Raw genomic sequence first — 14,102 nt, 5'->3', positions numbered from 1 at the left:
ATTACCGGGGGGGGTACACAAGAAAACCCGCCACGTGACGGGTTTGAATAATACTGTTTAATCATCATTTATACGGGGAACCATAGGTAGTAAGAATTTTGGCAAGCGCATTCGTGATGTTTGCGAGTCTACATACTCGCGCCAAAAGGACCACACGTGATGAGGCGAATTTTTGGTCGCAAACTCCTCAAGTGCATCTATATTATCTTTTAAATCAACAGCTTGTATAGTGTAGTCAATGTAATAACTAGCTTCTATTTGTGCAAGAAGGCACGGTTCAGCTTCCTCATCACCACTTACAGGTTCTGTATATCGTACGCCTAAATCAATATCTACTCGAAATATGTATGTAGCCTCTACCTCACTACCAGTGATCTCAAGGAGAGAAGTGCTTTTAACCAGTTTTTTAGTTTGAAAAGCAATACCTGAGTCATCAGAAGAGGCTCTAGGCTCGTAGTCTTCAGATACCCAGCCATCGAATCTATGCATTTGAATATCTAGAAGACTCAGCCCATCCTGGGCTTTCCTAAGCAATGATTCACTCATGCAGTGCGCAACCTTGGAGAATTATGCCAATCATGGCTATTGCCAACGTTTCTAGTTGTCAAAACTTTTAAAGTTTTCTGACTCGCCACTTTAGGCCGTATCCGCGTTTCGGTTTCCTTTATTTTGACCCATCCATCCATGGTGTCTTCCATGGCGCAATCAAAACCTCTGAAGCTAGCTAGAATCGTAGTAATCATTTGATTCAGGCTAGCACCTTCCTTATCAGCAATATCAGAAAGAGAGGCATGTAGGGTTTTAGGAATACGCAGTGTAATTCGACCGCTGTAATCATCCTTATGAACGATTGGAGAAGGCATTTGCCGTCCCTTTTCGGCCATAATTTCCGCGGTAGTGTCAATCGTGTCAAGAGCAAGGGCGTATGCCTCGCTTTGAGTGTCACCGTATTCGGCCACATCAGGAAGCTCAACAACCTTTGCTTCATAGCCATTGTCTTCGTCAATATACCTGGTAACGATGTTATAGCTATCAGCACGCATATCATTTCTCCTGCAGCATATAATTAACCAGCTCATCTTCATATTGAGTGAGAACTGTTATTATTTTTTGGATATAGGCTGGTTTTATCTCTGGGTCTCGACCGTGACCACAGTCCAGAGAGCTTGATGTGAAGGATGGTAGGTGATCATGGACATAGATTTTATGCCCTCCTTTCTTTCCATCACGAATTTCGAAACCGAGGCGTTGTAGGACTTCACACGCCTCTTTGCATTTCATGTTTGCTTTTCGTTGCCTTAATTCATCTTTAATGTTTGCTAATTCTTCAACAGCTTGTCTTTCTCCAGTGTCCTTTAAACCCATACTAGCACCATTGTGACACTACCGGCAGTGTCATTTTGATTGATTTTTTCCATTGATGCGGTTGAAATGAATCAATGGTGTGGAAAAATTATTATTAACAGCCAGTTAAAGATTGTTGCGAGGATCTGGGCCAAAGACGAATCCTCTGGTGCAAGCATACGCTCAAAAAATTTCTTTTTTTCATACTTGATCCGTCAAGTACTGCTAGCAGTTAATGTTCTTTTAATCTGTGAATACTGGTCGCAGTATGCTTAGTTATTTAGCGTTAAATCTACCATGGCCTCTCTACATGCAGCTATAGGCATCTAGACAGGATGGACCTCAGCATATGCGCGCGTTACGGGGGGACAGCTTTCTTCTGGGAATATGACATGTCGATCTTGCCCCGAAATCTCCCTGCCGAAGATCCCCTTGATATTCATTTAACACTTTGATGTTAGGTAGTTTCCTAGATAAATCTTTGTCGCCTTTCTCGCCACATAATACTTGCTCAACGTGTTTACGGCCGATGATTAATGCTCCTGCTGCATTTACCAGCCAAGGTATACCCATATTAGAGAGCGCCTCAGTTTGTTCTTTAGTGCGCTTTCGACCAGTCAGCTTTCCTGGCTCCTCAGGTATCAAGAATAAGCTGTCACTTTATGCCTCCGTACAAACGAAAAGGCCGCCAAAAGGCCAATGCCAGTCAGTTAAGGGGGTCATCCATTAGCTGACAATGCGATATTCTGGTATCAGTGGCTTTCTGATACTAGGTTTTTATGTATTTTAGTCAGGCCATTGATGCCATCGCTCGCGTTTCTCCTGAACGCTTCTCCAGCCTCGCGGATGCTTTCTCCCCCGAGTTGATTGGCGAGTGCCTGGAACACGCCGGTGTCGCCACCTTGCGTAAACGTCGATTACCGCTTGGTCTGGTCGATTGTCGGCATGGCACTTTTCGGCATATCCCGATGGGGCAAGTCGTTAATCAGCTCGATATTGTCTTGCCCGGCCAGCGTCCTTTCGTGGCGCCCAGTGCCGTTGTCTAGGCACGTCAATGCCTCGGGGTGGAGACCGTTAAACGTGTTTTCGAACAAACGCAGGCCCTCTGGCAGGAGCAAACGCCCCAGCCTCATTGGTGTGGGCTCTCCCTTCTGGCAGTGAATGGCGTGTATGGCGGACACCCGGTTCGCCCGATAACCAGACCGCCTTCGCCCGCACGCGCAATGCGCACCGTGAAGCGAGCTATCCCCACTCGGTCCGCATGGTGTGCCAAATGGAGTTGGCGAGCCATCTGGTGGCGGGCGCTGCGTTCGACAGCATATCGACCGGCGAAGTGGCATTGACGACAGACCTGATTGCCAGTACGCCTGACCATTCATTGACGTTATTTGCCCGCGACATTAGAAGCGCACCTGATGACTCGCAAGATCAAGGGGAAAGAGGTTCGGGTGATGACGTCGATGACCTATCCGCTGCGCTTTCCGGCTGCTGATATCGTGAATATTTATGGCTATCGCTGGGAATTATGGGGGTTGCTCGCTTACAACTTGATACGCTTTCAGATGGCCTGAATGGCCTACAGTTTAGACAGCATTCACCCAAATTAATTGGGTTTTCACTAGGCTGACCATTTGGTTATCAAGGAGTTATCGGTGTTGCCGGCGGTATCGCCTGGCCGTATTCCCGAAGTGGTGAGATCGATGTTGGAGATGGCGCCTTTTCTTGCTATCCGCTAGACGAGAAAGGCCATGTCCACGTGCTGTTCGGGCACGACCACAAAAATATACGGTCAGGAAAAAGCCAGTCAGGTTTAACTGACTGGCATTAGCCTTACGAGGGGCGCTTTTTGTGCATTTTATAAAGGAGGCGGCTCTTGGCTGGCGCTGTGTATCAATTAGAAGTGGTAAGCAATGCCCACGCTGCCCGCGTTCAGGTTATAGTCAGATTTGTTTAGGTAGGAGACATACTCAAGCTGACCGGAGATCTGGGGTGTGAAGTTGAGCTGAACGCCGGCACCATAAGAGAAACCGTCATCATCGTCGGATACGGACACGAAGCGGTTAGAGATCGTGGCTTCGGCATAAGAGAAGCCCAGCAGACCGTAGAACGAGAACACATTGTTAACCGGCAGGTGGCCAACAGCATACACGCCCATCAACTGATCAAGCTCTACATCAACGCCCGAGCCACCAATGCTATCGTCACTAAGGCCTGTGCCGATACGCCCCTCAATAGCAACGAAATCATTCAAGAAGTAGCCGCCGCGAATGGTCAGTCCGGTAGGGTTAACGTCATCGCGAATACCATCTACATCGAACACGTAATGGCTGGCCAGCGCACCCACGTAGCCAGAACCTGCGCTGTTAGCCAACGCTGAAGAAGAGGCCAACGCAACAGCAGTGGCGATAACAGCAATGGAAAATTGTTTAGTCATAACGGTCCCTAAGATGTTTTTTAGTAGTAGATCCCAAGGGAGGGGAGTTTACGTATTTATACTTAGGAGGTGAACTGTTTGTTAAGCAAATCCAAGTCAGGGCACTGCTAAATGCCGGGGCTCTGCGCAATTTCCGGACTGAGCCCGCAGGCTGTCGATTTTCCGCTGCACTCGTTGTATTAACTGCTCATAGGTTTTCGACATAAGCATCTCCTTGAGTGACTGGTTGTATATACAGAGTTTGGGGCGGAATATAGCCAGGGGATTTCGTGAAAGCGAGGGGAAATGTTGACTCAAAAGCTGACCTAGCTATGCCTAAATCAGCCCTTTGCAGACTATAGGCACAAAAAAAGCACCGCTAGGTGCTTGATTTGTAGGGGTGTCTGGTGGGGCGGCGGCATTTGAACTGGTTTTTTAAGATGCTGTTATTTAATGATTTTGTTTAAAGGGTTTCAGTTAGGCATACATCGGGGCATACACGCTGCTGGCTGCTGGGGCTATTTTGAAGCTGAGTCGGTGCTGTGCGATGCTTTCATTATTGTTAGGTTTTATGCTGGCGCCAGCCATACAAACAACAAAAGCGCCATTATGGTTGCCATTATCCCTGGGGCAATATTGGGGGAAGGGTTCCGAAGGTACGCGCTCAGGGCGTTATGGTGCTACGAAGATTTTTCCACAGTCAGTGAGAGCGTAGCGATGTCAGAAAAATCATTGAAGCGCCTAATGTTGACCGGCTTATCACGCGCGTAGTGACTCTGCAAAAACCTTGGCAGCCACGCGCGCGTATACATGTCGGAAAATCATCAAACTGTCCTTTTATGGCGTATTAAAATCATCAGACTGGCAGCGGGCTAACTCGCATTCAATGGAGCCCCTTTCGAACTCGGCCCGGTCGTGGTGGCTGTGCAGGCTCCTTTGATAGTCTCTACAGAAACTGTAAGGTGAGCGAGATACTTGAGAGGGGACGTGATTTTTTCGCCACGGGTACGACAAGTATGCCATTACGCTTTAATAATATCTTTTGGTGATTTTATTTAATAAAAAAACAAATAGTTATAGGGGAAGTTTGAAATGAAAATCAACTGTAAAACCATTCTTGCTACTGCTGCCCTTGCTACTCTTTCGGGCTGTGCATCTTCAGTGCCAACGACATATCAGCAAGTCCCATTGTCAAATACATATAGCCGGATAGGGCAAGACACTTTGGCCGAGTTTTGCAGTAATGCTGGCCAAATCTCCCGCACGATTATGCGCGCTCGTTTCGGTTCAGATAGAGCGCCCAAGTCTCAGGTACTCAATGCTATGAACGCTGAGGGGGGAAATCAAATATGGGCTCACGAAATTGCGACCGCAGCTTACAGGCTACCGACCAGCCAGATAGGGCCATTTGCTCTAGCTGAGCAAATTGAAGGTATGTGCTTGGAGATAGATGAACCTAGTGTAATTGTCTCCCAAAATCATATCGATAGTATGCCTAGTGCTGAGAAAATTGTAATACGTCAGCGTGAGGATTATGCCGCAAGTAACAAATCGCCTTTAGAACAAGCAGAAGAGGTAGGCGGTGATATAAATGGGCCATGCGGTCGCATTGAGATCAGGGATGCTTATAGTCCATCTGGCAATGTTAAAGTATATGATATTCCGTCAATAGGCTGCGTAGCTGAAGAGTCGGGAGAGATTCAAGGAGTGCCTTATTCAGTCAACCTCACCTCGGGGGCAGGCCGCTTTTATAATGAGCCAGCACCTCACGGGGTAGGGGAAGATATTCATTGGGTGGTCAATTGTTCAACAGATAGTATTACTGATGCCAGATCTTGCACGATAAGAAGAGATGGCTTCTTTTTGTACTGGCAAAATGGCTACAGCATTATGACTACAGGAGAGGCTTATCCTGGTAGTAACATGAGTTTCAGGGTAGACGATAATCCAGCATTTTCCGCTCCTGAAAATACCGGGCTTACTGGATCGGCAGCTAATCGGCTTGTACAACAAATGCAGGTGGGCAGAACTTTGATTACAAGACACTTAGATTGGCCCTATAACACTCGTGTTGATAAAACGATACCAGTACATGGTTTTTTCGAAGCGCTTACTTATATGCGCAGCGTCAGATAAAAAACCTGCTCAACATCTAGGGCCATAGCCCTGCTATTAAGCAGGGTGTTTCTATGCATTCATAACGACAATATAAGAACTTGATGGCCTAGTAGTGCTACGCAATGGCAGGCCAAATTCAGCTTTTTACAAGTAAATGCGCCGTTACATCTGGTCGATACGACAGCCGAGTTGCTAATGTAGAATATGTTGAATTCTCATTGTTTCTGCACTGAGTATCTGAGCACGTTAATTTGTCGAAAAATCATCATACTGGCAACGGGCTAACTCCCTATCAATGGCGCGCCTCACGAACTCGGCCCGGTTCCGGTGACTATGCTGGCGCCCTTGCTTCATCAAGGTGTCGATGCTGGCTACGGTGTCAGCTTCCAGAGAAACAATAAGGCGAACGGGACGAGTGAAGCGGCGCGGGTTATGGCTCATGGCGTTGGCTCCTTTTTATATTCGGGAAATTATGCCTAACAGACTGGCGCTGGCGCCAGGTTAGGCCATATCGCCTTGGCGGCAGCGCTTGCGGGTTGCTTGGGAAGTGGTGGCTTACCAGCCGTATTCGCCTTCTCGCTTTAGGCGAGTAATAACCAAGTTGGCAGCGTGACGACCAGCATTGTCTTTGCGGTGTGACTTCGGCTCAACGTTTGCCGTCGCCTGCCATGCTTCCACATACCTTTCAGACAGTCTCTTCTGCATTCGGGGATGAAGTCTTAGTAAGCCAGTCGCTACATGGCGGCGATCTTCCGGCGCTAGAGGGCAGCGAGCAGCGATCCACTCTAGCCAGTCGGTTAGTGTTTCAGGTTTGGGATCTTCATTTTTTTCTGAAAATGGCCCATCTATCACCCCCTCCAAACCCCCTAAAGGACTTTGGGGTGGTTTACGGGGGGTGTCGTCGCCCCCTTTATCTATTTTTTCTAGCCAGCGTCCCATTACTCGCTCTCCTGATTCGGTATATATTCCGAATGCCAATAGAAGTCGATGCGTGGCCTTCCGGTTGTCGGCACTTCCATTTCAGTTAGATAGCCATGCTCAACAAGTAGATCTAAAGCCCCTTGCACAGCATCGGTCGTGTCCAGCCCTTGCCAACCACGTTGCTTTACTTGCTTAACTTTGAATGGGTTGGGCAGCTTGTTACGGCGTTTCAATATCAGCTTGGCACCTTGGATGCCGCTGTTGGTGGCCGCGCTATAAAGGCGTTCTGCATGGGCGCGTAAGAAGTCGGCCCATTCCAGGGCGCGAGCGGTAGAGGTCTCACCCACGCTGCCTTGCTCGCCTTCAATCACCGCAAACAGTAACGCCAGGCTGCCAACGGTCTTAGGCATCTTCAGCAGGTGTTCGGCCATCAGCGGTGAAAGGTTGCCGGAACGGCACTCGATGTTGATTTCAGTCATCCACTCAATGAACAGTTCTTGCGCATCGGGAGTGAACCGCCAAGCGGGCGGGTTGCCATCGTCATCAACGCCTAATTCCAGCGAATGAAGTCGATAAAATACTTGGGCAAAACGCTCCTTTGCCTTCGGGGCGGGGCGGCGGTCGATCCATTGCCAAGACTGCTTAGCATCAGGCCAGACGGCAAGCTGAAAGCGCTGAATTAGGCCATCGTTCACAGTGCCTTTAGCACCGCGCACGATAGGCGCTAGCTTGCTTGGCTGAATGCCGCCGATGATATTTAAGGCGCACCGCTCAATAGCCACCGTTCCCCGGCCTATGCGGTCATAAGTAAACCGGGAATCACCGTTGAAGCACTCTAGGTAAAAAGCACGCTCGGCAGCATTTTCTTCTTGTTGTAGCTTTGCCAGCAGCCCTGCCAGCTCATCCCGCAAGATGGTTAAGTGGTTGTTAAACTGGTTCATCAGTTCGCCCGCTTTCTCAACCGTCGCATCATTTAGAATCAGTCGCTCAGCAGGTGCTGGTGGTGTAGGTTCTGACACGCTGCTTAGGGTCGCCTTGGCTGCGTCCATATCGCCTTTAGCGGCTTGCTCTTTTGCTTTCTTCTTTGCCGCTGCCTTGGCAACATCAAATAGTTCTACCTCCTCCTTATGGGCCTTGGCTGCCTTTTCATGTTCGCGCCTAGCATCGGCCTCAATACCATCAATAGGAAAACGCATAGCTTTGATGGCGGGGGTCTTCATGGCGGAAGGGTCGCCCACCAGCACCGCCCATAGGACAATGACAATTTCCCAATCATCGTGTTGTTTAGGGCGCATCCGTACCTTGTGGCCTATTAAGCCAGACAGCAGCGCCAATGCCGATACAGCACAATATTCGGGCGGGCACTGGATACGCTGCGCAACGTCTAATACATAGCTTCGCAATTCCTCTGGAAGCATTTCAGGGTTAAAGCTAGGCACTTCAGGTAAGCTCTCCGGCAATGCCTTGGGGAGTGCTAACTTATCAAGTCGCTGATCTAGCCAGCTTTCAGCCGTGTTAGACATGAGTGCCCACCTCTTTTGCAGCAGCCCTTAGACGGCCAGCAGCCAAGGCTAGGCGGTTGCGGTCGTCATCAGATAGCAGCGTCCCACTTTGCACAGCTTCAGCCGCTAATAGAGCAATCAGGGCTTCACGGGCAACCGCTGCCAAGACGTCACGGGGAACCCAACGTTCACCAGGGCGCTTGCTAGCGGTGTATGCATCGTTATCACGTTGAGGGAATAGGTCTTTTAGCTCTAAGCCAATAGCGGCTAGCACGTCCCCGGTTGGGCATCCTGCAAAGCACTTCATTAGGATGGTGCCGTCTGCGGTTTCACGAATTGCCAGACTAGGCGAACGGTCTTGGTGTGCAGGGCAACACGCTAGCCATCGCCCCGGCCCGTTTTCCTTCACCTTGTCGAGTTGGTTCAACATGGCGTGAACGTCTGGGCGGATGCTATTATTGGCTTGAACAGTATTCTTTTGCGCTCGGCTTCGGTCGGGCGCTTTTATTTGTCCGTGCATAGGCCCACCTCATCGGCGCTGTTATTAGTAGGGAAGTAATACAGTGCAACGCGGTTATGCTTTCGCCCCCATGGATCAATTACGTCTTGGAGATGGGTGCGTATATCGTGGCCTTTCTCTCGAAGTTCACAGATGCGGGCGCCGGGGCGTAAAATATTTTCTTCTTGGATTAGCTCAATAGTGGTAGCGGCCGCTTGCTTGAGGCGAGCCAATATACGGGCGTGTTGGCTTGCCGCATCGATTTGGTGAATATTCATGCAGCACCTCGCTCGGCCAACTTGGCCTCTAGCCAGGCGTTCAACTCAGTAACGGGGAAGTAGCAGGTAGCCTGCTGGCTATCGCTGAACTTCAACGGGCGGGGAAAGCTGGGGTCGTTTTTGAGTAGCTTGTCTATGCCGCTGCGGGTCATATCCATAGCGCGGCATAAGTTGGGCTTTGTGATTAGCTTCTGGTCTTGGGGAAGTGATTCGATATGCATTTAGGTGCCTCCGTTGTGTATGGGAGGCATCATAAGGCGGTGAATGTGGGTAAGCTTTGGGGTCTTACCCACGAATATTGATATGCTTCCTTATTGCTTCAAACGATTTTCCGCCACCCTCTGGCGATTCTGCGATTATTCGAGCGACTTCGCGCGCCGAAGGATCTTTTTTGGGATTGGTAGCACGTTTCGCGGTGACGATTTCATCTGCCTTGCGCTGCCACACGTCCCACTCGGGTTGTCGCTCCTCTTGTATTTTACGGCGGGCTTCCTCTACGTTGCGTCCAAACTGCTTAGAGACGCCTTCCTCCCACAGCTCGCGCAAGTTATTTCTTATGGATACTAGACCCCGGTGAAGCCATCGCTTTGCGTCCTCCATATCCCCCTCGCTATACGCATTAAGTGCGACACGGAGAAACTTAATAGCACCTGGGTTCCGCTCTTGAATATCAGGGATTAGCTCATAAGCCTTGTCTATCTGCTGCTGAATGAACTTGGCAATATCGACTCCCTCAGGGAACTCAAGTCGGGAAGCCTCTTCATTCAAAGCCTGAGCTTCATAGCCAGCTTGGTGTACCACACTGCGGACTTTATCAGTAGTCATCGAGCTGCTCCTGCTCGCTTCAGCTCAACAACATTGCCACGCTCAAGCATGTCCAAGTGGTCGGCGTACCACTGCATCATGTGACGGCGTTGCTTGATGTATTGGGCCTTGTTGTAGACACCTGCCACACCGTCTTTAACGTGCGATAGCTGGGCCTCTATGTGGTCAGCGTTATAGCCGTGTTCATTCAGGATCGTGCTAGCGATGTGTCGGAAGCCGTGGGCGGTCTGGCGTCCCTCATAGCCAAGGCGGCGTAATGCCATGATGAATACCGTGTTAGAACGTGGCGCTGTCTTGTCGCTGCGTCCAGGGAAAAGCAGCGGTTGGTATCCGGTTAGTTGGTGAAGGTTCTGAAGGGCTTCAATAGCTTGCTTAGCTAGGGGAACAGTATGCTCACGGCGGCGCTTCATGCGCTCGGCTGGGATCGTCCATAGTGCTTTGTCTAGGTCGAACTCTTCCCAGCGGGCTTCCCTTAGCTCTGAAGGGCGGGCAGCCAGGCGAGAAAGCAGGAATAGGCCAAGGCGTACATCTTCAGCATGGGGATAAGAGCCAATAGCGCGTAGCAGGGCAGGTAGTTCGTCTTGGCTAACGTGGGAATAGTTGGTTGCCCGGCGCGTGGTCAGGTGCTTATGCAGGCTCTCTAGTGGGTTGTACTGGATGCGGCCACTCACTAGCGCCAGGTCGTACACTTCACGGCAGATAGCGCGTATGCGGCTGGTCTGCTCAATGATCCCGGTCTTTTCCAGTTTACGCAGAAACTCCAACCACTCCATGGACGTTATGTCGTTGAAGGGGCGCTTACCAAACTTGGGGAACACATGCTTTTGCAGTGCGCCAATTACGCGGGTAGCTGTGCCGTCTGTCCAATTCTGCCGCTTGTTGGTGTGCCACTCTCGCGCCAGCGCTTCAAAGGTGCTGTTGGCAGCTTCTAGGGTTGCGGCTTCTCTTGTACGCTTAGAAACGATGGGATTCTCTCCCTTCGCTGCGTCTGCCCTAAGTTGGTCGGCTTTCTCACGGGCTAAGCTGCCGCTAGTCTCTGGATATCCGCCAAGGCCAATCCACGACCACTTGCCGTCTGGCTTCTTATAGCGCAGTTCCCAAGACTTGGAGCCGTTGGGCTTCACCCTGAAGTAAAGGCCGCTGCCGTCCAGTTCCCTGTATGCCTTGGCCTCTGGTTCCAGTGTCGCCAATACCGTGTCAGCCAGCGGACGGCGCTTAATCTGTGAGCGTTTCATGCTTGTATGCCTCTGGTTCACAATATCGTAAAGCATACACACAGGCATACACGGTGCGCAATGCTGTATGGGTATATGTGAAAGCATACAGACACAAAAAAACCCGCACGGGGCGGGCTTTTCAGCTTCATTCAGACCTATGTGGAAGCATCTGAATTTAGGTAGGTGGTGGAGGCGGCGGGAATTGAACCCGCGTCCGCCAGCACGCGCCTATTGGCTCTACATGCTTAGATTTCGTCATTTGTTTTAACGCCACTGACTCCGACGATCAGGATTCAGCAACGCGAGCCTTCTAAAGTTTAACGCTTGGCGAGAAGACACCACCAAACGCGGTCCTATCAGCTTTAGCTCGTATCCCCTCAATGATGAATAGGCACATCACCTTGGGGCCAGACAAGAAGCTAACAGTTTAAGCTGCTAGCGCGCCTTGAGCGTAGTTTTCGTCATTTGCGACTATTTTTTCGTGATGTGGGATTTACGAGATACATCACGCTCTCGGCATGCACCGCAAGGGTTGTCACCGGCGTCGAAACCATGTCGCCCCCTTCTTTCAGATGAGCATTCTAACGTGCTCACACCTGATTGACCAGTTAAGCCTTGTTATGTTCCCGCATAATTCGTCCTTTTTGACGGCTCCAGTCACGATCCTTTTCTGTCGCCCGCTTGTCATGCAGCTGCTTACCGGTCACCAGCGCCAATTCACACTTCACCTTATTGCGCTTCCAGTAAAGCTTAAGCGGCACACAGGTGTGGCCCTTGTCTTGGGTAATCGAAAAGATTTTGGCGATTTCTTTACGATGCAGCAGTAGTTTGCGCGTGCGCGTAGGGTCGGCAATTTCATGAGTGCTTGCTGTATTAAGCGGCATGATGTGGCTGCCAAGCAGGAAGGCCTCGCCGTTACGCACCAGAATGTAGGTGTCGGTAAGCTGAGCTTTACCCGCACGCAGGCTTTTGACTTCCCAGCCGGAGAGTGCCAACCCTGCTTCAAAGGTCTCATCGATATGGTATTCGAATCTTGCCTTCTTGTTCTGGGCAATAACGCTGCTGCCGGGGCCCTTGCTGTTACCTTTCTTAGTGGCCATGAAACCTCATCTATAATCTGTCGGTGGCACCCCCTTCGTTATATGGGGAGGCGTGATACCATTCAAGGTCTGAATAAATGTTTCCCATGATACGCTTTGGGCACTGTGAAGTCAGCGGAGAGGTCAATGCCAACCGTCAATCGTTCCGCCCTGGTGCGGCACACCCCCCAGCAAATGTTCGATCTGGTCAACGATTTCGAACACTACCCCGAGTTTTTACCAGGCTGTCGTCAGGCGCGACTGGTAGAGCGTGACGCCACCCACTTAATTGGGGAAATGACGCTGGGCCGTGCGGGGATAGAGCAAACGATCACTACACGTAACGACCTGTTTGCCCCCGAGCAAATCGAGATGTCGCTGGTAAAAGGGCCATTTAAGCGCTTGAAAGGCCACTGGCGGTTCACTCCGATGGGAGATGATGCTTGCAAGGTGAGTCTGGAAATGGAATTTGAGTTTGCCAGCCGCCTGCTCAGCATGGCCTTTGGTCGATTGTTCCAGCAAATCGCCGGTCAATTGGTCGATGCCTTCACTAAGCGCGCTGACGAGCTGTATGGGCGGTGATCGACTTCAGGTAGAGGTTGCCTTTGCGTTGCCTGCCAAGCAACGCCTGGTGGCGCTGGAAGTGCCTGAGGGCACCACTGCCCGGCAGGCGGTAGCACTTGCTAACCTGCCTCAACTATTTCCGGAATTACCCGAAGACACGTTCAGCAAGGCGCCGCTGGGTATTTTTGGCAAAGCGCTACGCAACCCCGAGACGCACACATTGCGCACCGGGGATCGTGTCGAAGTCTATCGCCCGCTTGAGATAGACCCTAAAGCTGCCCGCCTGGAACGTGCCAAGCGCCAAGCAAGCGGCCAGTAACGTTGCTACTCAGCGCGCAATACGGGCTGAGGCGCGGGTGCTGTCTCCGGTGTTTGCGTACTTACATTCTCCTGGGGAAGCGCATTCAGCGGGTCGGCGCCTTCAACGGCAGGCCCCAGGCTGGTGTCGGTGCTTAGCGGAAGATCGGTGGAAAAATCGCCCTGCTGCTGAACATTGGCTAAGCGGCCCATCGGGTCAAAGGTAAGTGTGACGCGTCGCTGTACAACGCCACCGTACGCTTCGTCCAATCGATAGACGTAATCCCACTGGTTTGAATCAAACGGGGCTTCCAACAAAGGGCGGCCCATAACGTAGGTGACCTGCTCCTGCGTCATGCCCGGCTGAAGCTGGCTAACCATTTCTTCGGTTACCAGATTGCCTTGAGGGATGTCACGTTTGTAAACACCGACGTAACTACAGCCACTTACAACAGTAAGGGCAACGGAAAGCGTAATGATGCGAGTCAATTTTTGCATTTGGACCTGTTCTTCACTATCGTGGTTTCGGTCGATCATACCCGACCTAACCTGTTACTGCGAAGAGCAACCATGGCCGATCAGAACCATGAACTGCGCAAAGCCGGGCTGAAAGTGACCCTGCCGCGCGTCAAGATCCTTCAGATTCTCGAAAATGCTTCGGGTCAACACCACCTTAGCGCAGAAGAAGTGTATAAAACACTGATTGATGCGGGCGAGGATGTTGGCTTGGCAACCGTTTACCGCGTGCTGACGCAATTTGAATCAGCAGGTTTGGTAATTCGTCATAATTTTGACGGTGGCCACGCAGTCTTTGAGATGACGCAAGAAGACCATCACGACCATATGGTGTGTTTAGAAAGTGGTGAAATCATCGAGTTTCTTGATGACATCATTGAACGACGCCAGCAAGAAATTGCAGAAGAGCACGGCTACGAGCTTGTCGATCACGCTCTGGTGCTTTACGTACGCCCTCGCGGGTCGGACGTAACGCGCCAGGTTAACGTGCCGATCAATAAAAAATAGGGTTTCCCGCAAAACCTGTTTT

General features: G+C 50.7%; 21 protein-coding genes and 1 other RNA gene. 6 read left to right on the top strand and 16 right to left on the bottom strand.

Going from position 1 to position 14,102, the window contains the following annotated elements; translation table 11 throughout:
• Nucleotides 1-57 precede the first annotated feature (57 nt).
• The 4 genes from ACT3TC_RS13295 to ACT3TC_RS13280 all read right to left on the bottom strand — a co-directional run bounded on the left by ACT3TC_RS13295 (nt 58) and on the right by ACT3TC_RS13280 (nt 1,989).
• Nucleotides 58-546 (bottom strand): hypothetical protein, encoded by a 489-nt coding sequence (locus tag ACT3TC_RS13295; RefSeq protein ID WP_444640343.1) that lies wholly within the window; start codon nt 544-546, stop codon nt 58-60.
• Nucleotides 543-1,043, bottom strand: a complete 501-nt coding sequence (locus ACT3TC_RS13290) for a toxin-antitoxin system HicB family antitoxin (RefSeq protein ID WP_444640342.1) — start codon at nt 1,041-1,043, stop codon at nt 543-545. The genes ACT3TC_RS13295 and ACT3TC_RS13290 overlap by 4 nt, the downstream gene beginning before the upstream one ends.
• 1 nt (nt 1,044) lies before the next feature.
• The gene (locus ACT3TC_RS13285) at nt 1,045-1,365 is read right to left on the bottom strand and encodes a type II toxin-antitoxin system HicA family toxin (protein WP_444640341.1); all 321 of its coding nucleotides are present in this window, start codon (nt 1,363-1,365) and stop codon (nt 1,045-1,047) included.
• Nucleotides 1,366-1,686: 321 nt separating this feature from the next.
• Nucleotides 1,687-1,989 carry a DUF4224 domain-containing protein gene (locus ACT3TC_RS13280; protein WP_444640340.1) on the bottom strand — a complete coding sequence of 101 codons (303 nt, stop codon included), beginning with the start codon at nt 1,987-1,989 and terminating at the stop codon, nt 1,687-1,689.
• Nucleotides 1,990-2,123: 134 nt separating this feature from the next.
• Between ACT3TC_RS13280 and ACT3TC_RS13275 the strand changes: the two genes are divergently transcribed.
• Nucleotides 2,124-2,390, top strand: a complete 267-nt coding sequence (locus tag ACT3TC_RS13275; RefSeq protein WP_444640339.1) for a transposase domain-containing protein — start codon at nt 2,124-2,126, stop codon at nt 2,388-2,390.
• Nucleotides 2,391-2,479: 89 nt separating this feature from the next.
• A complete protein-coding gene (locus ACT3TC_RS13270; RefSeq protein ID WP_444640338.1) occupies nt 2,480-2,836 on the top strand; it encodes a hypothetical protein in 357 nt (118 codons plus the stop codon).
• Nucleotides 2,837-3,238: 402 nt separating this feature from the next.
• Here the strand turns inward: ACT3TC_RS13270 and ACT3TC_RS13265 are convergent, their stop codons facing one another.
• Nucleotides 3,239-3,778 carry a porin family protein gene (locus ACT3TC_RS13265; RefSeq protein WP_444640337.1) on the bottom strand — a complete coding sequence of 180 codons (540 nt, stop codon included), beginning with the start codon at nt 3,776-3,778 and terminating at the stop codon, nt 3,239-3,241.
• 1,071 nt (nt 3,779-4,849) lie between these two features.
• Here ACT3TC_RS13265 and ACT3TC_RS13260 point away from each other — a divergent pair.
• Nucleotides 4,850-5,893 (top strand): hypothetical protein, encoded by a 1,044-nt coding sequence (locus tag ACT3TC_RS13260; protein ID WP_444640336.1) that lies wholly within the window; start codon nt 4,850-4,852, stop codon nt 5,891-5,893.
• 228 nt (nt 5,894-6,121) lie between these two features.
• Here ACT3TC_RS13260 and ACT3TC_RS13255 read toward each other — a convergent pair whose 3' ends face one another.
• The 10 genes from ACT3TC_RS13255 to smpB form a co-directional block, all read right to left on the bottom strand.
• The gene (locus ACT3TC_RS13255; protein WP_444640335.1) at nt 6,122-6,316 is read right to left on the bottom strand and encodes a hypothetical protein; all 195 of its coding nucleotides are present in this window, start codon (nt 6,314-6,316) and stop codon (nt 6,122-6,124) included.
• 114 nt (nt 6,317-6,430) lie between these two features.
• Nucleotides 6,431-6,814 (bottom strand): hypothetical protein, encoded by a 384-nt coding sequence (locus ACT3TC_RS13250; protein ID WP_444640334.1) that lies wholly within the window; start codon nt 6,812-6,814, stop codon nt 6,431-6,433.
• Nucleotides 6,814-8,319: a YfjI family protein gene (locus tag ACT3TC_RS13245; RefSeq protein WP_444640333.1), complete on the bottom strand. Its 1,506-nt coding sequence runs from the start codon at nt 8,317-8,319 to the stop codon at nt 6,814-6,816. The genes ACT3TC_RS13250 and ACT3TC_RS13245 overlap by 1 nt, the downstream gene beginning before the upstream one ends.
• Nucleotides 8,312-8,818, bottom strand: coding sequence for a hypothetical protein (locus ACT3TC_RS13240; RefSeq protein ID WP_444640332.1), 507 nt, complete (start codon nt 8,816-8,818; stop codon nt 8,312-8,314). Before ACT3TC_RS13240 ends, ACT3TC_RS13245 begins: the two co-directional genes overlap by 8 nt.
• Entirely contained in the window at nt 8,803-9,075 is a 273-nt protein-coding gene (locus ACT3TC_RS13235) for a helix-turn-helix domain-containing protein (protein WP_444640331.1), read from the bottom strand. The genes ACT3TC_RS13240 and ACT3TC_RS13235 overlap by 16 nt, the downstream gene beginning before the upstream one ends.
• The gene (locus ACT3TC_RS13230; protein WP_444640330.1) at nt 9,072-9,296 is read right to left on the bottom strand and encodes a hypothetical protein; all 225 of its coding nucleotides are present in this window, start codon (nt 9,294-9,296) and stop codon (nt 9,072-9,074) included. Before ACT3TC_RS13230 ends, ACT3TC_RS13235 begins: the two co-directional genes overlap by 4 nt.
• A 64-nt stretch (nt 9,297-9,360) precedes the next feature.
• On the bottom strand, nt 9,361-9,900 hold the full coding sequence (locus ACT3TC_RS13225) for a hypothetical protein (protein WP_444640329.1): 540 nt from the start codon (nt 9,898-9,900) through the stop codon (nt 9,361-9,363).
• Nucleotides 9,897-11,135: a tyrosine-type recombinase/integrase gene (locus ACT3TC_RS13220; protein WP_444640328.1), complete on the bottom strand. Its 1,239-nt coding sequence runs from the start codon at nt 11,133-11,135 to the stop codon at nt 9,897-9,899. The genes ACT3TC_RS13225 and ACT3TC_RS13220 overlap by 4 nt, the downstream gene beginning before the upstream one ends.
• A 166-nt stretch (nt 11,136-11,301) precedes the next feature.
• Nucleotides 11,302-11,680: a transfer-messenger RNA gene (gene ssrA, locus ACT3TC_RS13215) on the bottom strand.
• A 45-nt stretch (nt 11,681-11,725) separates the two neighbouring features.
• Nucleotides 11,726-12,217, bottom strand: coding sequence for an SsrA-binding protein SmpB (gene smpB / locus ACT3TC_RS13210; protein WP_444621370.1), 492 nt, complete (start codon nt 12,215-12,217; stop codon nt 11,726-11,728).
• 126 nt (nt 12,218-12,343) lie between these two features.
• Between smpB and ACT3TC_RS13205 the strand changes: the two genes are divergently transcribed.
• Entirely contained in the window at nt 12,344-12,778 is a 435-nt protein-coding gene (locus ACT3TC_RS13205) for a type II toxin-antitoxin system RatA family toxin (RefSeq protein WP_087108740.1), read from the top strand.
• Nucleotides 12,768-13,079 carry an RnfH family protein gene (locus ACT3TC_RS13200; RefSeq protein WP_172117612.1) on the top strand — a complete coding sequence of 104 codons (312 nt, stop codon included), beginning with the start codon at nt 12,768-12,770 and terminating at the stop codon, nt 13,077-13,079. The genes ACT3TC_RS13205 and ACT3TC_RS13200 overlap by 11 nt, the downstream gene beginning before the upstream one ends.
• Before the next feature lie 5 nt (nt 13,080-13,084).
• Here ACT3TC_RS13200 and ACT3TC_RS13195 read toward each other — a convergent pair whose 3' ends face one another.
• On the bottom strand, nt 13,085-13,555 hold the full coding sequence (locus ACT3TC_RS13195; protein WP_193053239.1) for an outer membrane protein assembly factor BamE: 471 nt from the start codon (nt 13,553-13,555) through the stop codon (nt 13,085-13,087).
• 72 nt (nt 13,556-13,627) lie between these two features.
• Between ACT3TC_RS13195 and fur the strand changes: the two genes are divergently transcribed.
• The gene (gene fur, locus ACT3TC_RS13190) at nt 13,628-14,080 is read left to right on the top strand and encodes a ferric iron uptake transcriptional regulator (protein WP_172117611.1); all 453 of its coding nucleotides are present in this window, start codon (nt 13,628-13,630) and stop codon (nt 14,078-14,080) included.
• Nucleotides 14,081-14,102: the final 22 nt, after the last annotated feature.

The organism is Halomonas sp. AOP27-A1-41 (assembly GCF_052378605.1).
GTDB classification, from domain to species: domain Bacteria; phylum Pseudomonadota; class Gammaproteobacteria; order Pseudomonadales; family Halomonadaceae; genus Vreelandella; species Vreelandella citrativorans.
Note: the sequence above shows the minus strand (reverse complement) of the source record. Positions and strands in the feature narration are given on the sequence as shown.

What these genes read in the sequence shown, in the direction of transcription:
- ACT3TC_RS13290 (WP_444640342.1), bottom strand. Translation starts at nt 1,043, where the DNA reads ATGCGTGCTGATAGCTATAACATCGTTACCAGGTATATTGACGAAGAC.
- ACT3TC_RS13205 (WP_087108740.1), top strand. Translation starts at nt 12,344, where the DNA reads ATGCCAACCGTCAATCGTTCCGCCCTGGTGCGGCACACCCCCCAGCAA.
- ACT3TC_RS13220 (WP_444640328.1), bottom strand. Translation starts at nt 11,135, where the DNA reads ATGAAACGCTCACAGATTAAGCGCCGTCCGCTGGCTGACACGGTATTG.
- ACT3TC_RS13230 (WP_444640330.1), bottom strand. Translation starts at nt 9,296, where the DNA reads ATGCATATCGAATCACTTCCCCAAGACCAGAAGCTAATCACAAAGCCC.
- ACT3TC_RS13235 (WP_444640331.1), bottom strand. Translation starts at nt 9,075, where the DNA reads ATGAATATTCACCAAATCGATGCGGCAAGCCAACACGCCCGTATATTG.
- ACT3TC_RS13285 (WP_444640341.1), bottom strand. Translation starts at nt 1,365, where the DNA reads ATGGGTTTAAAGGACACTGGAGAAAGACAAGCTGTTGAAGAATTAGCA.
- ACT3TC_RS13265 (WP_444640337.1), bottom strand. Translation starts at nt 3,778, where the DNA reads ATGACTAAACAATTTTCCATTGCTGTTATCGCCACTGCTGTTGCGTTG.
- ACT3TC_RS13225 (WP_444640329.1), bottom strand. Translation starts at nt 9,900, where the DNA reads ATGACTACTGATAAAGTCCGCAGTGTGGTACACCAAGCTGGCTATGAA.
- smpB (WP_444621370.1), bottom strand. Translation starts at nt 12,217, where the DNA reads ATGGCCACTAAGAAAGGTAACAGCAAGGGCCCCGGCAGCAGCGTTATT.
- fur (WP_172117611.1), top strand. Translation starts at nt 13,628, where the DNA reads ATGGCCGATCAGAACCATGAACTGCGCAAAGCCGGGCTGAAAGTGACC.
- ACT3TC_RS13260 (WP_444640336.1), top strand. Translation starts at nt 4,850, where the DNA reads ATGAAAATCAACTGTAAAACCATTCTTGCTACTGCTGCCCTTGCTACT.
- ACT3TC_RS13255 (WP_444640335.1), bottom strand. Translation starts at nt 6,316, where the DNA reads ATGAGCCATAACCCGCGCCGCTTCACTCGTCCCGTTCGCCTTATTGTT.
- ACT3TC_RS13200 (WP_172117612.1), top strand. Translation starts at nt 12,768, where the DNA reads ATGGGCGGTGATCGACTTCAGGTAGAGGTTGCCTTTGCGTTGCCTGCC.
- ACT3TC_RS13195 (WP_193053239.1), bottom strand. Translation starts at nt 13,555, where the DNA reads ATGCAAAAATTGACTCGCATCATTACGCTTTCCGTTGCCCTTACTGTT.
- ACT3TC_RS13295 (WP_444640343.1), bottom strand. Translation starts at nt 546, where the DNA reads ATGAGTGAATCATTGCTTAGGAAAGCCCAGGATGGGCTGAGTCTTCTA.
- ACT3TC_RS13250 (WP_444640334.1), bottom strand. Translation starts at nt 6,814, where the DNA reads ATGGGACGCTGGCTAGAAAAAATAGATAAAGGGGGCGACGACACCCCC.
- ACT3TC_RS13275 (WP_444640339.1), top strand. Translation starts at nt 2,124, where the DNA reads ATGTATTTTAGTCAGGCCATTGATGCCATCGCTCGCGTTTCTCCTGAA.
- ACT3TC_RS13240 (WP_444640332.1), bottom strand. Translation starts at nt 8,818, where the DNA reads ATGCACGGACAAATAAAAGCGCCCGACCGAAGCCGAGCGCAAAAGAAT.
- ACT3TC_RS13245 (WP_444640333.1), bottom strand. Translation starts at nt 8,319, where the DNA reads ATGTCTAACACGGCTGAAAGCTGGCTAGATCAGCGACTTGATAAGTTA.